This is a genomic window from Phytoamicus setariae, from assembly GCF_016722925.1.
In the GTDB taxonomy this organism is placed as follows: Bacteria; Pseudomonadota; Alphaproteobacteria; order Rhizobiales; family Rhizobiaceae; genus Rhizobium_E; species Rhizobium_E setariae.
Genome location: NZ_JAEQNC010000003.1, coordinates 32,509 through 54,511, shown reverse-complemented (window position 1 = coordinate 54,511; position 22,003 = coordinate 32,509). Strand labels below are relative to the sequence as shown.

Below are 22,003 nucleotides of genomic sequence, written 5' to 3'. Positions count from 1 at the left end.
TACGGAAAAGCGGATACATTTACAGATTTGGAGGTCGATATGGGCGAACGGCTCGCAGGCAAGCGCATTGTGGTGACGGGAGCGGCGCAGGGAATTGGCCTTGCCATTGCGGAGGTGTTTCTGGCGGAGGGCGCGCGCCTTTATCTGATCGATCGGGACGGGCCGTTGCTTGAAAGAGAGGCGAAGCGTTTGCAAGCAAGCGGTGGAACCCTTGCTTTTTGCGAAGCCGATATCACGGATGTCGACGCAATTGGCCGCGCGGTCGCTGACGCCGCGTCCACGATCGGACAACCAAATGCGCTCGTCAACAACGCCGGTGTAAATGTCTTTGGCAAACCGCTTGAGATATCCGACGCGGAATGGCAACGCTGCTTTGACATCAACCTCAAGGGTGCATGGAACTGCTGCAGGGCCGTGCTGCCCGGAATGATCGCGGCCGGCGGTGGCGCAATCCTCAATATTGCCTCGACGCATGCCTTCACCATTATTCCGCATACGTTTCCCTATCCGGTGGCAAAGCATGCATTGCTTGGCATGACGAAGTCGCTCGGCATTGAATATGCGCCTGATGGCGTCAGGGTGAACGCAATCGCGCCGGGCTATGTGATGACGCAGAAAGCCACTGAATACTGGAACAGCTTTTCGGATCCCGAGGCGGCCAGAGCCGCCACGATGAAGTTGCATCCGGGCGGCCGTATTGCCGAGGCGGAAGAAATCGCCCGCGCCGCGCTTTTCATGATCTCGGACGAGTGCACCTTCATGAACGCGACGTGCCTCACGGTCGATGGCGGTCTCAGCGTGCTGCATCATCCGGTCTGAAGCTGCCGTTCATTTAACTTCTGCCCAAAACTCCTTCCTTCAAGGCCAGCTAGCGATGGGGTCGCCACTCGCGGCGACCCCATCGCTAGGGCTGCCCGCTTTCCATTGACCTGACCGGTGTCATTCGGAAGCCGGTTCCTCTCTGCTCATGATGGCTTGACTGTGATTAACTCCGATTATATGAGAATAAAATCGGATTATGAGTGGAGGAATGGACCATGTCCAGAAAGTTGAGATCGCAGCATTGGTTCGGCGGGCTGGACAAGGATGCCTTCATTCACAGAAGCTGGATGAAGAACAACGGCCTGCCCGACGATGCATTCGACGGCCGCCCGGTGATCGGCATCTGCAACACCTTTTCGGAATTGACGCCTTGCAACGCGCATTTCCGTGGCCTGGTCGAACAGATCAAGGCGGGTGTACTGGAAGCTGGTGGACTGCCGCTGGAGTTTCCCGTCTTCTCCTGCGGCGAATCCAATCTCCGCCCCACGGCAATGTTGTTTCGCAACCTCGCATCGATGGACGTCGAGGAAGCGATCCGCGGCAATCCTATTGACGGTGTCGTGCTCGTTGCAGGCTGTGACAAGACCACGCCCTCGCTGGTGATGGGGGCAGCCTCGTGTGATCTGCCGTCGATCGTCATATCGGGTGGCCCCATGCTGAACGGTCAGTTCAAGGGCCGCGCGATAGGCTCTGGTACCGATGTGTGGAAATTCTCCGAAGATGTCCGCGCAGGGGTCATGTCGCCGGCTGATTTCATGGCGGCCGAAAGCGCGATGTCACGGTCGCCCGGCCATTGCATGACCATGGGTACAGCGTCCACCATGGCCTCGATGGCCGAAGCGCTTGGCCTGGCGCTGCCAGGCAATGCAGCCTACCCGGCGGTCGATGCGCACCGGGCCCGGCTGGCACGCCTGACGGGTCGCAGGATTGTCGATATGGTCGCCGAGGACTTGCGCCTGTCGAATATCCTCACGCGCGAAGCCTTCGCCAACGCCATCCGCGTCAACGGCGCGATCGGCGGCTCGACAAACGCCGTCGTGCATCTTCTGGCGATTGCCGGGCGAGTTGGCACGGAACTGACGCTGGATGATTGGGATCGTTTCGGTCGCGACGTGCCCACAATCCTCAACCTGATGCCTTCCGGGGCCTATCTCATGGAGGATTTCTGTTATGCGGGCGGACTGCCTGCCGTGATGAAGGAGATCTCCGACTTGCTCGATCTCGACTGCATGACGGTGACCGGCAAAACAATCGGCGCCAATATCGAAAGTGCAGAGAATTACAATGCCGACGTCATCCTGCCCCGTGAAAAGGCCCTGACCCAGCAGGGCGGAATAGCTGTGCTCAGGGGCAACCTTGCCCCGCAGGGCGCGATTGTGAAACCATCCGCGGCAACAACCGGCCTGATGAAGCATCGTGGCCGCGCCGTTGTCTTCGAATCCATCGATCACTACAAAAGCCGTGTCGATGATCCCGATCTGGATATCGACGAAACCTGCATCATGGTCCTGAAGAACTGCGGGCCGAAAGGCTATCCGGGCATGGCGGAGGTCGGCAACATGGCGCTGCCGCAGAAACTGCTAAAAAAGGGCGTGCGCGACATGGTCCGGATATCCGATGCCCGCATGTCCGGCACAGCCTTTGGCACGGTCGTTCTGCACGTGGCGCCCGAGGCGGCCGTCGGCGGCGTGCTGGCGCTGGTCGAGGATGGCGATTTCATCGAACTCGATGTGGAAAACCGCAAGCTGCACCTTGATGTCGATGATGCTGAATTGAGCCGCCGTCACGCACGCTGGGTCGCTCCAGTGCCTGACATGCCCGGAGGCTACCAGGGGCTCTATGTCGAACGGGTCATGCAGGCGGACAAGGGCGCCGATCTCGACTTCCTCGTGGGATGCCGCGGCCATGCGGTTCCCCGCGAAAGCCATTGAGGAGGCGGGCGTGAACGATTTCCGGGCCGAGGATCTGCACGGCATCCATGCCATCCTCTACGCGCTGTTCGACAAGGACGAAAAGCTCGACCGCAATGCCATGCGCCGGCAGGTGGACATTTGCCTGGCAGCCGGCGTGCATGGAATGGCAGCACTTGGCCTTGCCACGGAAGCCTCCAAGCTGGGCGAGAACGAGCGCATAGCAGTCATGGAATGGGTCGTCCAGGATACCGACGGGCGCGTGCCGGTCGCATTGACGATTTTTGGATCTTCGGTCGAAGAGCAAGTGCGCCAGGCCCGTCATGCCACCGACGTCGGGGCCGACTGGCTGATCCTCCAGCCGCCGATGATCGGGCAGTTTGCGGCACGAGAATACATGCAATTCTTCGGGCGCGTGGCCGATCAGACCGATCTTCCGGTCGCCATCCAGAATGCCCCGGCCCTGATGGGCCGTGGATTGACGGCCGTCGACATTCGCGATCTCGTGCAGCAGCATCCCAATATCAGGCTTGTCAAGGGTGAAGGCCCGGTGGTCGATATCGCTGCCCTCATCGAGGTGACAGACGGAAAGCTCCCGGTCTTCAACGGGAGAGCCGGGCTGGAATTACCCGACAATCTGCGCGCGGGCTGCCGCGGCCTGATCCTCGCTCCTGATTGCATCGATTACGCCGTGCGTGCCTATGAATTCTTCATGGACGGCTGGAAGGAGGAAGCAGAAGAGGCTTATCGGCAAATGTTGCCCGCGGTCGTCTTCACCATGCAGGGTATCGAGAACCTTCTTTGCTACGGAAAGCGCCTGTTCGGCGAACGAGCAGGAATGCCGATATTCGACCGTGCACCAGCGCTTCGTCCGAGCCAGGCAGGGCTGGAGATGACAAGGCGCTATGCGGCAGAGCTCGGCGTCTTCGACGGGACACTGTCGGAATGCAGCGGCGATTGCATGCAGCAGGTGCAAGCGGCTTCGAATTCCACTATGGAACATGCGACCGGACACTCTCGAACGGATAACGCATGAAAACGATCGCACTTGGAGACCGCGGATTACCGGCACGGATCGCCGGCGAGATCGGGCGTCGTATCACGCTCGGAGAGTTGAAGGTCGGTGAGATCCTGCCGAAGGAAACCGAGCTTCTCTCCGGTCTGCAAGTCAGCCGCACCACATTGCGTGAGGCGTTGAAGATCCTGTCTACAAAAGGCTTCATCGAGGCCAAGCCGCGTCTCGGCACGCGTGTTCGATCGCCGGAATTCTGGAACACGCTCGATCCGGTGGTGCTTGCCTGGCAAGGCGACGCGGATGATCAGGAGGCGCTGGCCGAAGAATTGTTCGAGATTCGCCTTGCTGTCGAGCCGCTCGCAGCAAAACTGGCCGCCCGTCGCGGCTCGACCACGGAGCACGGGCTGATCAGAGCGGCGTTTGCCCGTATGGCCGCAGACCATGAGACGGCAGCGGCGGCGATCGAGGCGGATATCAGCTTTCACCTGCAGATCTTCCAGGCCGCACATAACAGGTTTCTGCTGCCGGTTTCATCCGTCATCCGCGCTGCGCTGACGATCAGCATCCCAAAAACGCTCAAATCTTTCGGTGGCCTTCAACAGTCGCTGAAAATGCACGAAGCAATCATCGACGCCATCGAACTTCGCAACGAAAAGGCCGCGGCTGAAGCCGCAGAGATCCTGATCGGCGCAACCTATCGAAGAAATTTTACTCACACTTCCCAATCAGCGCCCGAGTAGTCACTCAGGCGTGCCAGTGTCAATCGCTGCTCCGGGTCGCGACGGCGTAGTCTGCCAGCACCTTGTCGACAGCCGCGATCAGGATTCTTTCCGTCGAAGCGTCGTTCAGACCTGCGGGCAACCCCGGCAGGAATTGGTTGAACAGAGTGTCGGGAATAGTTTTGCCCTCAAGCGCCGATGCAAGCCTCTTGATCGCCGCTTGTGCCTCGGGAAGCGGCCAGTAGTAGCGGATGCGATCGGAATAGGAATAATGGCGTAGTGCGCGCAGCGTCGCTTCCGGCCCACGATAGTGCCCTTGCCAATGGCCGGGGTCGTTTTGGAGGAGGTGTTCCATCATGCGCGCAAGCGGGCGCGCACCGTAGGTGGCATCGAGTTCGCTCGCGATCAGATCGAGCCCGTAGAGTGCCCTTCGCAATGCGAAAGTCAGGCCGGGGCCGACCTTGAGGATTGGGAAGCCATCACGCACCAGTGAAGTCAGCGCATCGACGGACTGGTAGTCGGTGGAATGTGCTTCGAAGACCAGCCCCTCGGTCTGGTCCAGCACTGCGGAAAGCCTTTTTGCCTGCTCGGGCTGATAGGCGACGACGTTCTCGTGACCGAACTCCACGCCTGGCTGGACGACAGCGGCGATGACGCGCAAAAACGCCTCCGCGAGGCCTGCCTCTCGAAAAATCTGCCGGTGGATGGCGATGGTGGCCATGGCGGCCTCGGGAGTGGTCGGCGTCACCACGTCGAGCAGATGGTCGGCGCCACCCGGCACCGGCACCTCGGTGCCGATGATATAGGCAAGCCGTTTGTTGTCGGGCGCATGGGTTTCGGCGATGCGGGCAAGGGCGGCGGCACGTTCGGCCACCAGGGTATCTTCGAGAGCCGGCGGTTCGTTCGCGCAACCCATGCTCGTGTCGAGGTGCAGTTTTTCGAATCCAGCCTCGACATAGGCGCGGATCATGGTGCTGGCCTTCTCCATTGCCATGTCGGGCGCAAGCGACTTCCAGGGGTTGGGGCCAAGATGGTCGCCGCCTAGAATGAGGTTATCGGAGGCAAGGCCTTCTTCATTGGCGATCCCCAGCACCAGCCGGCGAAAATCGGCGGGCGTCATGCCGGTATAGCCGCCATCCTGATTGACCTGGTTGCAGGTCGCCTCGATCAGCACTGCCTCGCCGGTGGCAACGCCACGGCGGATCGCAGCACGGATGACGAGAGGGTGGGCGGAGCAGACCGATGTGATTCCGCGCGGCTTTCCGCTGCGGCGGCTTTCAGCAAGGCGCTTCAGTGCGGGGTACATGCTACATTCTCCCTGCATTGTTCATGAACGCCTCAAGCATGTCCCTGGTCGAGGCTCCTTCCATCGGGCCGCGTGCGGTGACGGCGATCGCGCCGGCGGCATTGGCGTAATCAAGCGCCTGCTCGATAGGCAGGCCAAGTCGCCTGCAGGCAATATAGGCGCCCCCGAAGCAGTCGCCTGCGCCAGTGGGGTCTATTTCCTCCACGCCATAGGCAGTGGCGTCGTACCGACCCGCACGCGTGAACACGGTGGCGCCTGAAGCCCCCCGCTTCAACACGATTTCGCTGATGCCGAGGTCCAGCAGCTTTGTTACAGCCTCGGGCTCGTTTGCCGCGGGGGCTGCCGCGAACAACTCGTCACCAGAAGGCAGCAATACATCGGCACGCGCCAGCACGGCCGCGAAGCGTTCGCGGAAATCAGGGCTGGCAAGCAGTTCCTTTCGGACATTGGGATCGAAGGAGAAGCTGCCACCGCGGCTGCGGATGGTATCCATGGCATATTGGATAACCGGCCAGGCATGAGGGATAGTGAGCGCGGTTCCCATCAGATGCAGATGGCCAGCGCGGCCAATCAGAGCACGAGCCTGTTCTGTCGGGTGGATTTCGCCGGCGGCACTCAGGGCGATATTGAACACAAAATCACGGCCGCCATCCGGCTTGTAGCGAACGAAGGCCGTGCCGGTGGGGTGCTGTGGAGCAATTGCGATGGCGGAAACATCGACGCCATCATCCGCGAGCCGCCTGATATTGACCGTGCCGAAATCGTCGGCGCCCACAGCGGCGATGATCCCGGCCGAAGCGCCCATCCGGGCGAGCTGGTCGATGAAGATCGCCGGAGCCCCCGATGGAAAGGGACCTGTCAGAGCCAACGGTTCCAGAAAACCCAGCCCCGGTGCATCTGCCATGATCTCGACCAGGATTTCGCCGATGGTGATGGCCGGGCCGAGGGCTTCCGGGGCTATGGCGGGTCGTTCGGCCTGGCTCATGCGGTCTCTCCCTGCAAAGTCTTTCTCACCCAGTTCACGACCGCATCATCGGCAGGCGGCAAGGTTGTGTCGACATCATAGACTGGTCCCAATCGCGCGGGCGAGGCATGTTTGGCGAGTTCCACAAGTTCGGGGATGTAGGCTGCTCCGGGATGGCCGGCAAGTCGCTGGTCGAGCCGGGCGGCATAGCGCTCGGCAAGCACCTCTCCGGGGGCATGACACCAGATCTCGGCGATGCCGGTTACACCGGACGAAGCGATGTGCTGTTGCAGCAACTCGATAGGCTGGAAGCCGAACCAGGCATCGACGATGAAAGTGGAGCCGTCGGGCGCATCGGCGATGACGGCGAAAATCGCCTGGTAACTTGCCTTGCCAAGGGTGCGGTTGAATAGGCGATCGACGCCTTCGATATGTTCGAGAAACGGGTTCTTGACAGTGTCCAGCGCCAGGACAGGCCAGCCCGTGCGTTCCGATATCGCGTGTGACAGGCGGCTTTTACCCGACGCCGGGATGCCGTTGACCATCAACACGCGTTTGCCGCCTAACGGGGCGGAAGAACCGGCATTGGCTGCCGTTGCAGCGTCGCGGGCCGCGAGACCGGCCCCGATCACGCCGGCGTCGTCGCCCAGTGCTGCCGGCCGTACGTCGGTATTGTACCAGCCTTCCACCTTCGGCAAAAAGCCGAGTGCGTCCATTGCCGCAGCCCCCATGCCTCCGCCCAGCAGCAGCACGGCGGGGTCGAATGTTGCCGAGAGAGTTCCGATGGCTGCCCTTAGCGGTCCAGCCCAGCGCGTCATGACGGACAGCGCAAGCTCGTCGCCGGCGCGAGCGAGCGGCAGGATATCTTCGAAACGCGTTTCGGCTGAATAACCGGCCTCGTCGAGATGGCGGCGCAACGATGTGCCCGAGGATTCCGTCTCGACGCAGCCGCGTTGTCCGCAAACACATTGCCGCCCGGCATGATTGATTATCAGGTGCCCCAATTGCCCGGCACTCTGCTTGCCGTTGACGATGCGCCCGCTTTCCATGGCCGCCCCGCCGATACCGGTGCCGATGGTCAGCATGACGGCGCTTTCGGCGCCGCGGGCGGCACCGACGCCGGTTTCACCGATCAGCGCCATGCTGCAATCATTGGCAAGCACCACGGGCTTGCCAAATGTCTGTTCGATCAATTGCTTGAAGTCGCAGCCCGAAAGGTCGAGATAACCGCCCGACAGGACCATGCCGGTTCCGGCATCGACCCGGCCCGGCACGCCGATGCCGATCGCGACCACATCCGGGCCATCCATCTCCCGGATCAGATCGGCAATCAGGCCGATTGCCGTCTGCCGATCACGGCTGCCGGCAACGATCTTCTTGCGCAGAATGTCGCCTGACCGCGAGATCCGCGCGGCGCGAATGTTCGTGCCGCCGATATCCACGCCGATGGTGCAATGTTGCGTGTCCATGTTTGCCGCCGGGCCTCATGCTGCCTTGCTGTCACTGGGCCGATAATAGCGTGCAATCAGCGCCTGGATATCCCGCAATCTGGAAACCGCCACAGTCGAAAGCTTCGCCTTCGTAACGTCCCTGTCGAGCGAGATGCAATCCTTCCACAGCGACCGGCCGGCAATGACGCCGGACGCGCCATTCTTCATGGCGGCTTCGACCTGACCGAGGAACGTCTGATGATCTACGCCAGCCGAAAGAACGGCCCAGGGAACGTCGCCGGCAATGCGAGTGATTTCGGCGCAGGATTCCTCGGAACCGGGATAGGGGATCTTCAGCACCTTGGAGCCGAGCTCGAGGCAGGCGCGCGAACCCTCCTGGATCAGCATCGGGATCTTTGCCTCATATTCTTCGGCGCTCTCGCCCTGAAGGCGGTAGGTCAGGAATTCCACCACCAGCAGGAGATCTTCACGGGAGAAATCCTCGATGCTCGCCTTGAGCGTTTCCAGGTTCTGGGTGTTGGCTGCGGGCACATCCATACGCAAATAGACCATGATCTTGCCGCCAGTGCCCCCAAGTTCGCGAACGCGTCGCGCATCCACCCCTTCTACCATCTTGGAAATGCGGTAGCCTTCTGAGGAGGTATCCCAGCCCGATGCGTCGATGCCGATCAGCAGGGCCGTGTCGCGCGGCAATATGGCGTCGTCCACCAGTTTTGGCACCGCGCACATCGGATCGACAAGCACGCAGCCGGCGTGCGAGGCGAGATGCAGTGTGATATCAGCTTTGGTGTCGCCCAATGTGTCGTTACTGATCTTTGCTTGATCTTCGGGGCTTGCGGCGAGCAAACTGCGCATGCCGCCGCGCTGGTCGCAGGCGATCACCATCATTGCCCCGCTTGCGCCACAGATCTGCTGGTATCCGCGCCGTTCGGCTGTCGTCATTGCTGCCATCGTGTATACTCCCGCTCCGCCCAGGTTGTGGCGGCTGTTGATAAGTGCCCGGGGAGACCGGAAAAAAGGCAATATCTTAGCGCGGCGCGCCTTATGTTAGGCACGTCTGAAGCAGCCGGGAATTTAGGCATTCAAGCGCATTGCGATTTTGCTGCTTTTCAGCGATAACTCCTCCAAGTCGCGTTCATGTAACACGTTTCAGAAAGGAATTGCAAGCTGCCTCCGCAACCCTCCCAGGAAACTCCCGCGTCGCGGGCGATGCTGCACATGGTCGCCAAGCTGCATTACCAGTCAGACATGGCGCAAGTCGATATTGCCCGAAAGCTGGGTGTTTCGACCGCCACAGTGTCGCGTCTGCTGCAAAAGGCGCGCGCCGTTGGCATCGTGCGGATTGAAGTGCTCGATCTCGCCTCTCCCGAGGAGATCACGCTCGAGCTGATCGAAGCATTGGGACTGAAAAGGGCGGCTGTCATCGATACGCCGGGTACGGCAGTGCTTGGTGCACTTGCAGCACCCCTGGGCAACCTTCTCAGGGAGGAGGGGCTTGGCACCGGGTCGGTTCTGGGAATCGGATGGGGCCGCGCCGTGCGCGAGGTGCTGATGGCCGGCTTGCCGCGCATTCCCGGGGTGCTGGCCGTTCCCATGAATGGAGGCATGCAGCAGGCGGCAGCGCATTTCCAGATCAACGAATTCGCGCGCCAGGCTGCAGAGCAACTCGGCGGTACACCGCATTTTTTGCATGCGCCCTATGTTTCCTCGACGGAATTGCGAGAGGCGTTCCTGAGCGATCCCGATGTGCAGGAGACGACTGGCCTCTGGGATCGGATGGACTGTTGCATCGTAGGGATCGGCCTGCCGCACGCGATCAATCCGCCCGAAGCCAGCGCCGCCACGGTGAATGAACAAGCGTTGAGTGCGGTCGGCGACGTCATCCGCCACTACGTCGATATCGAAGGAGCGATCCTTCACTGGGAAGGCGAGGAGCGGATGATCGCAGCATCGCCTGAACAATTGCGTCGTACGAAGCTTTCGATCGGCGTTGCGGCAACGGTGGAGAAGGCGGCAGGCATAGTCGGCGCAGTGCGTTCCGGGATGATCAACGCTGTCGTGACAGACACGGCGACTGCGCAGGCAATTCTGGATATCGTTCGCGGCGTTCGAGAAAGCTAATCAGCCAAGCTTTGACATTTGTTAAACGTGCAGAAAAACGCACGAAATTCGTTTCAGGAAGAAATTTCACTTGACGAACGCTCATTCTGGGCGTGAATATGGTTCCAACCGGTTTCAGGAGGAGTTGCCGGGTAATGGTAGAGGGACCAGCTCACATCAGGAGGAGACTATGGAGCGCCGTTCATTTTTCAAGATTGCCGCAGCAGCGACAGTCGCTACAACAGCTGCATTGACCGCAGGTCACGCCAGCGCACAGGACAAGAAATTCACCATCGCACTTGTGCCCGGTCTGACGACCGACGCTTTCTATATTACCATGCGCAAGGGTGCTGAAGCGGCTGCGAAGGCCGTCGGCGCCGAGCTTGTTTTCCAGGGCGCTCCCGATTTCAACCCGGTTACCCAGGTTCCGGTTCTGGATGCGGTGATCGCCAAGCATCCCGATGCGATCCTGATCGCGCCGACCGACAAGACCCAGCTCGTTCAGCCGCTGAAGAAGGCTGCCGATGCCGGCATTCCGGTGTTCACGGTCGACACCTTCATTGGCACGGGCGTCTATCAGACTGGCGCCGGTGACGCGGACTTCCCGCTTTCCTACATCGCTTCCGACAACATCCTGGGTGGCGAGATTGCCGCGCGTGCGCTGGCCACCGCCATCGGCGACAAGGGCAAGGTCTACGTCTCCAACGTCAAGCCGGGGATCTCCACCACCGATCAGCGCGAAGAAGGCTTCAAGCGCGAAATGGCCAAGCATCCGGGCATCGAGGTTCTGGAAACCCAGTTCAACGAGGACGATGCCAACAAGGCGGCGTCACAGCTGCAGGCGGTGTTTGCTCGTAATCCCGATCTGGCAGGCGTGTTCGGCGCCAATCTGTTTTCGGCTCTCGGCGCGGCCAACGGCGTGTCGCAGGCCGGCCAGCATGGCAAGGTTAAGGTAGTTGCCTTCGATGCGCCGACCAGCATCGTCGACAACATCAATACCGGCCTCGTCGATATGGCGATTGCCCAGCATCCGGCTGAAATCGGCTATTTCGGCGTCATGGCGGCCTATGCGCACCTGACCGGCAACTCCGTTCCGACCGCGATCGGCACCGGTTTTACCGTCATTGACAAGTCGAACGTTGCCGATCCGAACGTCGCCAAGTTCATCTACTCCGACTAAGCATCCTCCCGACGACCAAGGCATCCGGCACAGGCCGGATGCCACCTCTTTTGGCTCTTGAGACGGAGGCATGCCGGCCTGCACCGGCCTGTCCCGCTGTCCGGAAATCGTGATGTCAGAACAACAACTATCCCTAGATGATGCGACCAAGCACGTGGCGCCCCAGGCGGACCATGGCGAAACCGCAAAGTCCATCGTACAGCGCATTGCCCAGTTGCGGGCATGGCTGTTTCTTGCCGCCCTGATTGTGACCTTCGAAATATGGGCTCGCGTGGATTTTGGCGGCACGTTCGTGTTCTCGTCCTATAACTGGCAATCGGTCGCCGTCTTCGCGGTCGCGCCGTTGCTGATCGCCGTCGGACAGACATTCGTGATCATTTCCGGTGGCATCGATCTGTCGACCGGCTTCATCATGGGGCTTGCCGCCGTGGTCGCGGCTCATTTGACCAACATCGCCGGGCTTTACATGCCCCTGCCGTTTGCCATGCTCTTCGGCATGCTCTGCGCGATTCTCGCCGCGGGTATTCCCGGCCTCGTCAACGGCCTGTTGATTTCCCGGCTGAAAGTCCCTCCTTTCATCGGCACTCTCGGGATGTTCGGTGTTGCGCGTGGTGCGGCTTTCCTGCTTGCGGGCGGCACCACGGTGCCGGTTTCCAATTCCTATTTCGCCATGCTCGGCAATGGACGCATCTTCGGCGTTCCCTACCTGGTAATCGTGACCGCCATTTTCGTGCTCGTGATGCACTACATCCTCAGCCAGACCCGGTTTGGTCAGCATAACTATGCGATCGGTGCCAACGTCCAGGCGGCGCGACGTGCGGGTATCGACATCAAGGGCCATATCCTGCGCCTCTATGTGCTTTCGGCCATGTGCGCCGGCCTCGGCGGCGCGCTTTATGCGGCTCGCTTCACAGCCGGTGCAGCGCAGGCCGGCGAACCCCTGCTTCTCGATAGCGTCGCAGCCGTGGTGATCGGCGGCGCCAGCCTGTTCGGCGGTTCAGGCTCGATCATCGGCACTGTCGCGGGAGCCCTCGTTATTGCCGTCATCCAGTACGGACTGGTGTTTCTCGATGTCGAGCCCTTCTGGCAGTTCATCGCGGTCGGCGTCGTCATTATCATATCCGTGCTGATCGATCAGGCGCAACGCCGGTTCAGCGGAGGCAAGCAAGATGAATAGTCAGACCCCGCTTCTGGAAGTCCGCAACCTGTCGCGGCATTTTGGCGCCGTGCGTGCGCTCGATGACTGCTCGATGGTGGTCCGTCCGGGTGAAGTCGTTGCCCTCGCAGGCGACAACGGCGCCGGAAAGACCACGATGATCAAGGCGATCTCTGGTGTCTATCCCCCGACCTCAGGCGAGATCCTGATTGAGGGAAAGCCCGTGACGTTTTCGTCGCCGCAGGAGGCGCGAGCACTCGGCATCGAGACGATCTATCAGGACCTGGCGCTCGCTGACAACCTGACGATCGGCGCCAATATCTTCCTTGGCCGCGAACCGATGCGCAAGGCATTCGGCTTCTTGCCGGTGATCGATCGCAAAACGATGTCCAAGGCCGCTGCCGAAACCATGGCGCTGCTGGATTTCCATGTGAAGCGGCTGGACGCACCGGTCAGCAACTTCTCGGGCGGCCAGCGGCAGGCGGTGGCAATCGGCCGGGCCGTCTACTGGAACGCCAAGATCCTGATCATGGACGAACCGACCGCGGCTCTAGGTGTTCCGGAGCAACGCAAGGTGATTTCCCTGATCAAGTCGCTCAAGGCGCAGGGCCGCGGGGTCATCTTCATTTCCCACAATCTCCAGGATATTTTCGCGGTATCGGACCGGATCGTGGTGCTGCGGCGCGGCATCGTCGCCGGCGAGAGAAACATCGCCGATACCAACCACGATGAAGTCGTCAAGCTGATGATTGGTGGGTGAGGCACGCCTTGGCATGCCATGCATGAGCATCTATGAGAAGGGGCGGTCAAATAGCTGGCCCTTTTTCGACAATGATGGGACCCAATGGTAGACGAGCCGGAAAGCGCCAAATCGCCAACCCCGATGACAGGCAGTGCCGCGCTGCCCGCCGTCCGTCACAACCGGCTGGTCGAACTTCTGCGCGAGCACGGCCAGATGACCGTCAACGAGATGGTCGAACAGCTTTCGGTTTCCCGCGACACGATCCGTCGGGACCTCGACCAGTTGGAAGGTCGCGGGCTTATCCTCCGTACCCATGGCGGCGCAATTTACAACGACACGCTTGTCCGCGTCGATACGACGCTTGGTTCGCGGATGGACGCCTTCACGTCAGCCAAGCAGCGGATCGGCAAGGCGGCTGCCGCCCTCATCCGGGATGGCGAAACCCTGATTGTCAATGGCGGGTCCAGCACCTGTTTCTTCGCCGCAGCCCTCGGCGATAAACAGAACCTCACCATCATCACCAATAACCTGCGCCTGCCGCCGGTGACGCCGGAAAGCGCGTTGCGCTCGATCCACATTCTAGGCGGCGCCTACTGGCCCGTTTCGCAGGTGACGATCGGCCCCGTCGGGTTTCCCGAGGTGTCCGGTATCAGTGCCGACACTGCGGTTATCGGTGCCACCGGCATCGCGGCTGGCGGTGTGTCGATGGGACGTCTCGAGGAGGCGTCTGAGACCACGGCGATGATCAAGGTTGCTTCCCGGACGATCGCGCTGCTCGATCAAAGCAAGTTCAATACAACTGCCTTTGCCCGGGTCGCGACATTCAGCCAGATCACCTTTGTGGTAACCGACGCCTGGCCGCCGGACGCCATCGTCACGGCGATGAAGAAGGCAGGAACGCAACTGATCGTCTGCTGAGGCTTTTTCGCCTCAGAGCGCTTTGAGCCAGGCCATGCGCGTAGCGAGATCCGGATCGCCGAAAGCCAGCGAGCCGAGCACGACGGTTTCGGCGCCCGCGCTGCGCAGCGCCGGGACGGTGTTGTCGCGAATGCCGCCATCCGCCGCCAGTATGATGTCGCTGCGGTCAGCTGCGTTGAGAAGGAGGCGGGCTTCGCGAAGCCGCGGGCAAGCCTGCTCTGATAGCCCCTGTCCTTTCACCCCGATTGCCGTGCCGAGCAGGGTGACGAAGGACAGCCGCTCTACCAGCGGCGCGATCGTCTTGACAGGTGTCTCCAGCCGCAGCACGACGCCAGCTTTGAGACCAAGCGAGTGGATCAGGTCCAGCGCTTCGCCGGTCACTGCGCCATTTTCTGGATGAACGGATATTAGGTCGGCACCGGCTTCGGCAAACTGGCGGATCTGGCTTAATACGATGTCGCCCTCCACCATCAGATGCACGTGGATCGGCTTCTTCGTCAGCTTGCGAATGCGTGCAAGCTGGTCGGGAAAGAACAGGAAGGAGGGTGCAAACCGCCCATCCGCCACATCGGCATGATAGAGATCGACATGCTGGTCGACCCGGCGGATCTCATTTTCCAGATTTGCAAGATCGGCGGACCAGAGGGAGAATTCTCCGAGCAACCGGTTCCGCGGAAGGGTATCCAGCCAGCCGGCCGGCGGGTTTGAAGCGGTGCTCATGTGCGGGTCTCCTCGGAAGCAGCGAATTTTCTCAGAAACGCGTCCATTACGGCGCGCAGGTCGGCGGCGTAGCGGGCTTTGTCGACCGCTTTCGGTGTGATCTCGGCCCAGCGAGCGCCGGGGATAATTCCTGCAAGCTGGCGGGCATAGGCCCATGGATGGACAAGGTCATGCGTGTGGCCAACGACGAGCGCCGGGATACTCAAGGCACGGACCTGTTCCTCGGTCACGCCTGGGCCATCCAGCGCAATTGCCCCGAGCAGATCGCCAAGCGCGTGGAGATCGTCGCGCTCGAAAAATCCGAGAAGCGATGCAAGATTGTCTGGGGCCTCCGTAGCGAGGCGAATACCGGTGGGTGAACTGGCAAAGATCTCGCGGCCTTCGCGGCCGTGGGTATGCAGCAGCGTTGCCGCTTCGGCAAAAGGCCGCATGTTGTCGGGCGCCGGTTCGGTCAACCATGCGGGGCGGACGAGCATAAGGGCGGCGATGCGCTCTGGCCTGGTGATCGCGAGCCTCAGCGCAATCGCCGCGCCCATCGATATCCCGCCCACGATGAACCGTTGAAGGCCCAGGCTGTCGGCGGCAGCAATGATGTCGTCCGCGAAACCGGCAATTGAGTAACGTTCGACCGCCGCCTTGTCGGAAAGGCCGTGGCCACGGCATTCCACCGTTACGCGCCGGCAAGCGATGGGTTCGGGAAAGCTGTCGGCGACCTGATGCCTGTCGCCGCCAAGACCATGCTGGAAGATCACCGGATAGCCGGTGCCGACATCGACGACGTTGAGCGAAGTTCCGTCCGGCAGTTGGGTCATTGCCTCGCTCATGCGATGAGTCCAGCCAGAAAGCGGGCGACTTCCGGCGCTTCATGTTCCTCAAGTCCGTGGGTGACGACAGGTCCGTCGAAGCCGGCCTGCTTCAACCGCGAAATCAAGTCGGGAAAATCGACTATGCCCTGACCGGCAGTGACAAACTGTCCCGCCGCATCCCTGTCCTTGGCGTGGGCCATAGCGATGCGGTCTGCCAGCACATCGATGGATCGCGTCACGATACTGCGCGCCTCGTTCTGGCTCGCATGTTCGAACAGATTGGCGGGATCGAACACGATCCGGAGGGATTGCGACGGCACCTCGCGCATCAGCCGCACGGCGCATTGCGCATCCTGCACGACATTGGCCTGTTCCGGCTCGATGCCCAGATGGATGCCCAGCGCTTCAGCTTTTGCGGCTGCCCTCTCCATCTCCGTGACCAGATCGCGCCAAGCCTCCGCGCTGGCGTTGTCCGGATGATGTCGCCACTGGTCGTCGGAATCGCGGGTTCCGGTACACAGGGTGACGAGTGGGATCGCCAGCCGGGCCGCAGCCTTGAGCGCGACCTCGAGCCGTGCCATCCCTGCCTCGCGCACCAACCTGTCGGGATGGATCATGTTGTAGGTGGCGGAAAGTGCCGCGATCTCCATGCCGGTCGCCTGCATTGCCGACACGATGGCGTGCATGGCCTCTTCGGGCACAGTATCCGGCATGGAGGCCAGACCGGAGCAGGCGAAGTTATACTGCACGCAGCCATAACCGGCGGCAGCGGAATGAGACAGCACCGTCTTCGGGTCGGCGCCCGCAAAGGTCTTGGCAAAGATCCCCACCTGCATCAGATCGCCCCGGTCATCGATGCGACGTCGACGCTTGTTCCCGTCTCCACTGATCGCGCGATGGCGGCCATTGCCCGGACCGAAGCAAGGCCGTCCTCGATGTCGGCGCCGCGCATCGGCGAGCCATCCAGGATGGTGTCTGCGAATCCCTCCAGTTGCCGGCGATAGAAGTGGCCATCGGCGCCGAGCGCGCGTTCGTATGCGGCCGTCTTCTCGCGGAAGATCTCGACGTCGCTCGACCGGTAGTACCAGGGGTTATAGGTCTTGGCGAGCACGCTGCCGTTCTCGCCATAGAGCTGGAAGCCTTCATGCCAGTCCATCCGCACGGCGACGGTGAGGTCGAGATGGCCAAGAGTGCCATCTGCAAATCCTGTTTCGACGAACCAGCAATAGGCGCCGAACCGTTCGAGCAGGCGGGCCCGTACCCATTCGATCTCGCCGCACAGATGGCGAGCAATATCGACGAGATGACTGCCATGCGCGAGCATGTAGTAGCGCTTGAGGTCGGCCTTGGGATTGCCCGCAGGCTTCAGTGCCGCCTTGCTGAGAACAGGCAGCGGCTGTACGGCATCCGTCATTGTGTAGCGGTGGGTGCTGTCGCAATACCAAGCCTTGAGCGCCAGGCGCGCGCCCATTTCCTCGTCGATGAATTGCTTGGCCGCCTCGATGCCGGGATCGAAGCGCTTCATATGGCCGATCTGCAGAACCTTGCCGCTCCGGCGCACCACTTCGGCAAGCGCCTCGACCTCCTCGACGTTTGTGCCGACCGGTTTTTCGCAAAGCACGTGCTTGCCGGCTTCGAGGGCTTTGATGGCAGCAGGAACATGAAACGCATCCGATGTGGCGATGATCACCGCCTCGAGCGCGGGATCCGCAAGCATGTCGTCATAATCGTAATATATCTTGTCCGGTTCGTAAGTCGCGCCCATCCGGGCAGCCAGATCGGGGGCTGCATCGCAGATGGCATAGAGGCATGCATTGCGGGCTTTGGTGCTCGATTCAAAATGCGCAAACTGCGCGATCGGTCCGCAGCCGAGCACGCCGACGCGGAGCTGCCGATCCTGTTTCTTCACGCGAACCTCCCATGCGATGACGTCCATAAGCGTCGGCGCTTTTGTGCCGCATGTCAATATTGAAAGCGCATAAAGCTGCGTAAAAACGCAAGATAACGCATCTATGCCGCTGCCTTCGATTTCGCCGCCCTGCCTTTACTGCACCCCCAGTCCGGCCAGTAGACCACCATCGATGCTGTAGTCGGCCCCTGTAATGAAGCCGGCGCGGCGGGAAGCAAGAAATGCAACGAGTGCTGCGATCTCTTCCGGCTCGCCGATCCGACCGATGGGATGGGCGGCGCCAAATCGCTTGAAGACATCCTCTATGTCGGCATTGTTGCCATCGAACGTCCGGGCGGCCAATTCCAGAATCGGGGTGCGAACCGAGCCGGGGCTGACCGAGTTCACCCGGATTTTGTCGCTCGCATGATCGATGGCCATGGCACGGGTCAGCGCGTGGATCGCGCCTTTGGTCGCGACATAGGCCGCGACATTCTTCTGGCACGCATGCCCCTGAACCGAGGCGATATTGATGATCGCCCCGCCACCGCGCTTTCTCATCAGCGGAATGCCGTAGCGCGCGGTAAGCTGGATGGAGCCGACATTGACCGCATAGGCACGCAGAAACACTTCGGGATCGGTATCCACGACCGTGCCATAGGGGTGGATGGCCGCCGAATTGACGATAATATCCAGCCCTCCGAAGTCTGATTCAAGAGTGACGATTGCCGCCTGCACTTCGTCTGGCCGCGAGACATCGGCTTTGCGGACAACGATATCGAACCCTTCTGCTTTACCGATCGCAGTGAGCTCGCCATTGGCGCCGTCGTCTATACCAAGGCATAGAACGCGCGCGCCGGATCTTGCCAGTTCCAGCGCTGAGGCGCGCCCAATACCGGACGTTCCGGTAACCAGCGCGACCTTACCTTCAAACTCCGCCATCAATGTCTCCCGGTGAATGGTTTTCCGCCTCTACGAACTGCATGCCGAAATCCAGATGGCGATTGAGTAGATAGGCAAAGGCGATACGGTCGCGCGCCCTTAGTGCATCGATGATTTCCTGGTGCGCATCGAACGTCGCCTCGTTGATCGGGCGGTTTTCCTTGCCGAGCGTCATGATGTCGAGGATCGCATTGTGCTGATATAGATAGCTAGCGTGCAGCACGCTGTTGCCGGCAAGGCTGACCAGCAAGTCATGGAACGCAAAATCCTGGTGGGCGGACCCTTCAACATCGCTGCATTCGAGCAGTTGCCGGTTTGTTTGCTCCAGCCGCAGCAGATCGCCTTCGTTCGCCCGCATGATTATCGCTTCGCCCGCTGCCGACTCGACAATCTTGCGAAACCCTTGAACCTCCCGGAAGGAGGCCGGCGAGATTTTGTGGTGAAGCGTCATCAGCCGGGCAACGGCGTGGCTCTGCCGATTGGCTAGAACCGCGCCGGTCTTGGGCCTAATGTCGATGATGCCGTAAGCCCGCAGATATTGCAGCGCTTCGCGCACGGTGTTGCGGCTACCCCCGAACAATTGCCCGAGTTCCCGCTCGGTTGGCAGTGGGTCGCCGAAAGCCAGGCCACGCTCGGCTATCATTTCCTGCACGCTTTCAACCAGCCGCTCGACGGCAGAGCCGCGCGGGACATCCTTCGGCTCTGGCGTTTCGATGGTTTCCATGCTTACCCGTTGGCTGGGTCTATAAACTGGCTAATTGTTGGACTGGATCACAAAAGTTGTCAATCCTTCTGCCTATCTCGCTGCGATATTGCAAAGTATCTTGCACTGTGGTCCAACAAATAAAACGGGAGGCGCATGATGCAGGAGTGTTTTCGCTGGTATGGTTCAACGGATCCGGTGCCGCTCGATCACATCAGGCAGGCGGGTGCCACCGGCATCGTCACGGCCTTGCACCACATCTATGACGGCTCGGCGTGGCCGGCGTCCGAAATTGCCGCACATCAAAGGACCATCGAAGCTGCCGGCCTGACATGGTCGGTGGTCGAAAGCATTCCGGTGCAAAATTCGATCAAAATCGGGTCGCCCGAGCGGCGCGTTTATATCGATCAGTACAAGCAGACGATCCACGCACTGGCGGAAGCCGGAATTCGCACGGTTTGCTACAATTTCATGCCGGTGGTCGACTGGACGCGCACGGATCTCATGTACCGGCTGCCATCAACTGGTTATGCGTTGCGGTTCGATGCGGTCGATTTCGCCGCCTATGACATCTTCATCCTCGAACGACACAATGCGGCCGACGATTACAACAATGGCCGTGTGGCAGAAGCTGAAATGCGCTTCAAGGCCATGGATAACGACACCGCAGAGCGGATCGAGAGGAACCTGATTGCCGGGCTGCCGGCAACCGAGCGTGTCTACGACCGGCCCGCATTCCGATCCGCACTCGCCGAATATCGCGACATCGATGCCGACGCGTTGCGATCCAACCTGTTTGACTTCTTGTCCGAGATCATCCCGGTCGCCGCGGAATGCGGCGTCAACATGTGCATCCATCCCGACGATCCGCCGTTTTCACTGTTTGGCCTGCCGCGGGTGGTGTCTACGGCGGCAGACGCACGGGCAATCCTGGCGGCGGTCGATCTTCGGGAAAACGGATTGACGTTCTGCGCCGGTTCCTTTGGCGCGCGACCGGACAATGACCTGCCGGCTATGGTAGAGGAGTTCGCAAGCCGCATCCATTTTACCCATCTTCGCAATGTGACGCTGGAGCCGGATGGTTCGTTCTATGAGGCGGATCATCTCGATGGCTCCACGGATATGGAAGCGGTGGTGATCGCTCTGACCCGGGAAGAACTCCGCCGTCGGCGCGAGGGACGAAGTGACTGGAAAATCCCGATGCGGCCCGATCACGGCCATCTGCTCGCCGATGATATCGGCAAGTCGCGGATCAACCCAGGCTATTCACTGATTGGCCGTCTCAAGGGACTCGCCGAACTCCGGGGCGCCATGCGCATGGCCCACCGGTTTCTCGACAGCAGCATATAGCAGAAATCGGGCAGACGAACAGTTCTCGATCGTTGTCGAACAGGTGTGAGAGCGCGACGCGCTCTCACTATCAGCGTCCCGGCTTCGGCAACATTAGGGTTGCGAGGGCGCGAGCGTCAGCTGGCTAGCCCGTCGTGCCAGTGAGGCGTAGATGGCAAGCGCCACCAACGAGCAGCCACCGGAAAAGACCAGCGCGGCCGTATATCCAGAGGATTCGATGATGTTACCGGAAATCATTGGACCGAGCGCGCCGCCAAGCGACAGGCATACGGAACCCAGCGCCACGAGCTTGCCCGAAAGGTCGTATTCCGCCATCAGGCCGAATGTGTAGGCGAGCACGAAGTTGATCGAGAACAGAAACAGCATCACACCGACTGCAAATGTGGTGACGGAAGCGAATTGCCCGATCAATACGAGGCCGAGAAGTTCCGCCGCGATGACAATAACCACCGGCGTGATACGGCCGACCTTGAGGCCCAGTCCGGCTGCGATGAAACCGCCAATGGCGTTGACGAAGAAGCCGGCTGAAAGGACCATGCCGATCGTATCCGACGAAAGCCCTGTCTGCTTGCCGATAAGTTCGAGGAACGCCCAGATCGCGATGATACCCATCAGGAAGATAAGGCTGGCGAGCAGGCTCAGCCAGACGGTCGTTGAAGCAGAGCCGTGCGGAACGTGATCGTGCGTCGGGGAGGCGTCACCCGAACGGTCGAGACCGCGAGCCGGAACCCATGGCAAGGGCACGATGCCCATCAGGACAGCGGCCAGCGCCAGCGTGATCATTACGCCACCGAAACCCCATGCCGGCGCAATGACGACCGGCAGCAGCACCAGCAGCACCACGCCCGGCAGCGTTTCCATGCCGAGCTTGAAGCCATAGGCGCGTTCCGGCTGCGAACTGTCGCCGAAAATCACCATGGCAAGCGCGTAGAGCGCGCCGGTGCCAGCACCGGCAACTGCCATGGCCGCGAGCAATCCGCCGTAGGATGGCTTGGTCCAGATGTAGAGGATGGCCAGCGTGACCACGGCCGACGCGATGATCGAAATGGTCCGCCAGCTTGTCTTGCGCACCCAGGCGAGCGAGATGATGCCGAGCAGCGCAAAGCCGATATTGGCGCTGAAGGCCAGATTTCCGAGCTCGGCCTCTCCCAGGCCGAACGCCTCCGCCAGCGTCCCGAACAGAACCGGCAACACGTTGAGAAGCAATGCGCCGGCGGCGGATATCAGTCCGGCGGCGACATAGACGGATGTCTTGTCGATTGGATTTTCTTGGCTTTTCTGAAACGTCATTGTGACTTCCCCTCCGAAGTT

At 60.8% G+C, this 22,003-nt stretch carries 21 protein-coding genes; 10 read left to right on the top strand and 11 right to left on the bottom strand.

The window, feature by feature from the left end; all coding sequences use genetic code 11:
- Positions 1-39 precede the first annotated feature (39 nt).
- The 4 genes from JJB09_RS05510 to JJB09_RS05495 all read left to right on the top strand — a co-directional run bounded on the left by JJB09_RS05510 (position 40) and on the right by JJB09_RS05495 (position 4,487).
- A complete protein-coding gene (locus tag JJB09_RS05510; protein ID WP_201654382.1) occupies positions 40-819 on the top strand; it encodes an SDR family oxidoreductase in 780 nt (259 codons plus the stop codon).
- A 218-nt stretch (positions 820-1,037) separates the two neighbouring features.
- Complete coding sequence (locus JJB09_RS05505) at positions 1,038-2,753, top strand: IlvD/Edd family dehydratase (RefSeq protein WP_201654379.1); 1,716 nt, start codon at positions 1,038-1,040, stop codon at positions 2,751-2,753.
- A 10-nt stretch (positions 2,754-2,763) separates the two neighbouring features.
- Complete coding sequence (locus JJB09_RS05500) at positions 2,764-3,768, top strand: dihydrodipicolinate synthase family protein (RefSeq protein WP_201654375.1); 1,005 nt, start codon at positions 2,764-2,766, stop codon at positions 3,766-3,768.
- Complete coding sequence (locus JJB09_RS05495) at positions 3,765-4,487, top strand: FadR/GntR family transcriptional regulator (protein WP_201654372.1); 723 nt, start codon at positions 3,765-3,767, stop codon at positions 4,485-4,487. Before JJB09_RS05500 ends, JJB09_RS05495 begins: the two co-directional genes overlap by 4 nt.
- A gap of 19 nt (positions 4,488-4,506) precedes the next feature.
- On the opposite strand, the gene JJB09_RS05490 is transcribed toward JJB09_RS05495, so the two are convergent.
- Genes JJB09_RS05490 through JJB09_RS05475 form a run of 4 tightly spaced genes read right to left on the bottom strand, consistent with a single transcriptional unit; the run spans position 4,507 to position 9,138 of the window.
- On the bottom strand, positions 4,507-5,772 hold the full coding sequence (locus tag JJB09_RS05490; RefSeq protein ID WP_201654369.1) for a D-tagatose-bisphosphate aldolase, class II, non-catalytic subunit: 1,266 nt from the start codon (positions 5,770-5,772) through the stop codon (positions 4,507-4,509).
- Position 5,773: 1 nt separating this feature from the next.
- Positions 5,774-6,757, bottom strand: coding sequence for a tagatose kinase (locus tag JJB09_RS05485; RefSeq protein ID WP_201654366.1), 984 nt, complete (start codon positions 6,755-6,757; stop codon positions 5,774-5,776).
- On the bottom strand, positions 6,754-8,205 hold the full coding sequence (locus JJB09_RS05480; protein WP_201654363.1) for an ROK family protein: 1,452 nt from the start codon (positions 8,203-8,205) through the stop codon (positions 6,754-6,756). The genes JJB09_RS05485 and JJB09_RS05480 overlap by 4 nt, the downstream gene beginning before the upstream one ends.
- Positions 8,206-8,220: 15 nt before the next feature.
- Positions 8,221-9,138: a tagatose-bisphosphate aldolase gene (locus JJB09_RS05475; RefSeq protein WP_201654360.1), complete on the bottom strand. Its 918-nt coding sequence runs from the start codon at positions 9,136-9,138 to the stop codon at positions 8,221-8,223.
- Between the two features lie 258 nt (positions 9,139-9,396).
- Here JJB09_RS05475 and JJB09_RS05470 point away from each other — a divergent pair, with 258 nt between their 5' ends.
- From JJB09_RS05470 to JJB09_RS05450, 5 genes are all read left to right on the top strand, one after another.
- The gene (locus tag JJB09_RS05470) at positions 9,397-10,308 is read left to right on the top strand and encodes a sugar-binding transcriptional regulator (RefSeq protein WP_201654357.1); all 912 of its coding nucleotides are present in this window, start codon (positions 9,397-9,399) and stop codon (positions 10,306-10,308) included.
- Between the two features lie 169 nt (positions 10,309-10,477).
- Entirely contained in the window at positions 10,478-11,467 is a 990-nt protein-coding gene (locus JJB09_RS05465) for an ABC transporter substrate-binding protein (RefSeq protein ID WP_201654354.1), read from the top strand.
- A gap of 112 nt (positions 11,468-11,579) precedes the next feature.
- The gene (locus JJB09_RS05460; RefSeq protein ID WP_201654351.1) at positions 11,580-12,644 is read left to right on the top strand and encodes an ABC transporter permease subunit; all 1,065 of its coding nucleotides are present in this window, start codon (positions 11,580-11,582) and stop codon (positions 12,642-12,644) included.
- On the top strand, positions 12,637-13,383 hold the full coding sequence (locus JJB09_RS05455; RefSeq protein ID WP_201654348.1) for an ATP-binding cassette domain-containing protein: 747 nt from the start codon (positions 12,637-12,639) through the stop codon (positions 13,381-13,383). Before JJB09_RS05460 ends, JJB09_RS05455 begins: the two co-directional genes overlap by 8 nt.
- Before the next feature lie 84 nt (positions 13,384-13,467).
- Positions 13,468-14,283, top strand: coding sequence for a DeoR/GlpR family DNA-binding transcription regulator (locus JJB09_RS05450; protein WP_201654345.1), 816 nt, complete (start codon positions 13,468-13,470; stop codon positions 14,281-14,283).
- Between the two features lie 12 nt (positions 14,284-14,295).
- Here JJB09_RS05450 and JJB09_RS05445 read toward each other — a convergent pair whose 3' ends face one another.
- The 6 genes from JJB09_RS05445 to JJB09_RS05420 form a co-directional block, all read right to left on the bottom strand.
- Positions 14,296-15,003, bottom strand: coding sequence for a ribulose-phosphate 3-epimerase (locus JJB09_RS05445; RefSeq protein ID WP_201654342.1), 708 nt, complete (start codon positions 15,001-15,003; stop codon positions 14,296-14,298).
- The gene (locus tag JJB09_RS05440; RefSeq protein WP_201654339.1) at positions 15,000-15,827 is read right to left on the bottom strand and encodes an alpha/beta fold hydrolase; all 828 of its coding nucleotides are present in this window, start codon (positions 15,825-15,827) and stop codon (positions 15,000-15,002) included. The genes JJB09_RS05445 and JJB09_RS05440 overlap by 4 nt, the downstream gene beginning before the upstream one ends.
- On the bottom strand, positions 15,824-16,645 hold the full coding sequence (locus JJB09_RS05435; protein WP_201654336.1) for a sugar phosphate isomerase/epimerase family protein: 822 nt from the start codon (positions 16,643-16,645) through the stop codon (positions 15,824-15,826). Before JJB09_RS05435 ends, JJB09_RS05440 begins: the two co-directional genes overlap by 4 nt.
- Complete coding sequence (locus JJB09_RS05430) at positions 16,645-17,745, bottom strand: Gfo/Idh/MocA family protein (RefSeq protein WP_201654334.1); 1,101 nt, start codon at positions 17,743-17,745, stop codon at positions 16,645-16,647. The genes JJB09_RS05435 and JJB09_RS05430 overlap by 1 nt, the downstream gene beginning before the upstream one ends.
- A 108-nt stretch (positions 17,746-17,853) precedes the next feature.
- Entirely contained in the window at positions 17,854-18,639 is a 786-nt protein-coding gene (locus JJB09_RS05425) for an SDR family NAD(P)-dependent oxidoreductase (RefSeq protein WP_201654331.1), read from the bottom strand.
- The gene (locus tag JJB09_RS05420) at positions 18,626-19,363 is read right to left on the bottom strand and encodes a FadR/GntR family transcriptional regulator (protein WP_201654328.1); all 738 of its coding nucleotides are present in this window, start codon (positions 19,361-19,363) and stop codon (positions 18,626-18,628) included. Before JJB09_RS05420 ends, JJB09_RS05425 begins: the two co-directional genes overlap by 14 nt.
- A gap of 138 nt (positions 19,364-19,501) precedes the next feature.
- Here JJB09_RS05420 and uxuA point away from each other — a divergent pair, with 138 nt between their 5' ends.
- Complete coding sequence (gene uxuA, locus JJB09_RS05415) at positions 19,502-20,692, top strand: mannonate dehydratase (protein ID WP_201654325.1); 1,191 nt, start codon at positions 19,502-19,504, stop codon at positions 20,690-20,692.
- Between the two features lie 93 nt (positions 20,693-20,785).
- Here uxuA and JJB09_RS05410 read toward each other — a convergent pair whose 3' ends face one another.
- Positions 20,786-21,982, bottom strand: coding sequence for an MFS transporter (locus JJB09_RS05410; protein WP_201654323.1), 1,197 nt, complete (start codon positions 21,980-21,982; stop codon positions 20,786-20,788).
- Positions 21,983-22,003: the final 21 nt, after the last annotated feature.

Coding starts and splice junctions, on each gene's coding strand:
- JJB09_RS05440 (WP_201654339.1), bottom strand. CDS start 15,827: ATGAGCGAGGCAATGACCCAACTGCCGGACGGAACTTCGCTCAACGTC.
- JJB09_RS05505 (WP_201654379.1), top strand. CDS start 1,038: ATGTCCAGAAAGTTGAGATCGCAGCATTGGTTCGGCGGGCTGGACAAG.
- JJB09_RS05510 (WP_201654382.1), top strand. CDS start 40: ATGGGCGAACGGCTCGCAGGCAAGCGCATTGTGGTGACGGGAGCGGCG.
- JJB09_RS05460 (WP_201654351.1), top strand. CDS start 11,580: ATGTCAGAACAACAACTATCCCTAGATGATGCGACCAAGCACGTGGCG.
- uxuA (WP_201654325.1), top strand. CDS start 19,502: ATGCAGGAGTGTTTTCGCTGGTATGGTTCAACGGATCCGGTGCCGCTC.
- JJB09_RS05450 (WP_201654345.1), top strand. CDS start 13,468: ATGGTAGACGAGCCGGAAAGCGCCAAATCGCCAACCCCGATGACAGGC.
- JJB09_RS05470 (WP_201654357.1), top strand. CDS start 9,397: ATGCTGCACATGGTCGCCAAGCTGCATTACCAGTCAGACATGGCGCAA.
- JJB09_RS05480 (WP_201654363.1), bottom strand. CDS start 8,205: ATGGACACGCAACATTGCACCATCGGCGTGGATATCGGCGGCACGAAC.
- JJB09_RS05465 (WP_201654354.1), top strand. CDS start 10,478: ATGGAGCGCCGTTCATTTTTCAAGATTGCCGCAGCAGCGACAGTCGCT.
- JJB09_RS05435 (WP_201654336.1), bottom strand. CDS start 16,645: ATGCAGGTGGGGATCTTTGCCAAGACCTTTGCGGGCGCCGACCCGAAG.
- JJB09_RS05420 (WP_201654328.1), bottom strand. CDS start 19,363: ATGGAAACCATCGAAACGCCAGAGCCGAAGGATGTCCCGCGCGGCTCT.
- JJB09_RS05445 (WP_201654342.1), bottom strand. CDS start 15,003: ATGAGCACCGCTTCAAACCCGCCGGCCGGCTGGCTGGATACCCTTCCG.
- JJB09_RS05495 (WP_201654372.1), top strand. CDS start 3,765: ATGAAAACGATCGCACTTGGAGACCGCGGATTACCGGCACGGATCGCC.
- JJB09_RS05425 (WP_201654331.1), bottom strand. CDS start 18,639: ATGGCGGAGTTTGAAGGTAAGGTCGCGCTGGTTACCGGAACGTCCGGT.
- JJB09_RS05410 (WP_201654323.1), bottom strand. CDS start 21,982: ATGACGTTTCAGAAAAGCCAAGAAAATCCAATCGACAAGACATCCGTC.
- JJB09_RS05485 (WP_201654366.1), bottom strand. CDS start 6,757: ATGAGCCAGGCCGAACGACCCGCCATAGCCCCGGAAGCCCTCGGCCCG.
- JJB09_RS05430 (WP_201654334.1), bottom strand. CDS start 17,745: ATGGACGTCATCGCATGGGAGGTTCGCGTGAAGAAACAGGATCGGCAG.
- JJB09_RS05455 (WP_201654348.1), top strand. CDS start 12,637: ATGAATAGTCAGACCCCGCTTCTGGAAGTCCGCAACCTGTCGCGGCAT.
- JJB09_RS05490 (WP_201654369.1), bottom strand. CDS start 5,772: ATGTACCCCGCACTGAAGCGCCTTGCTGAAAGCCGCCGCAGCGGAAAG.
- JJB09_RS05475 (WP_201654360.1), bottom strand. CDS start 9,138: ATGGCAGCAATGACGACAGCCGAACGGCGCGGATACCAGCAGATCTGT.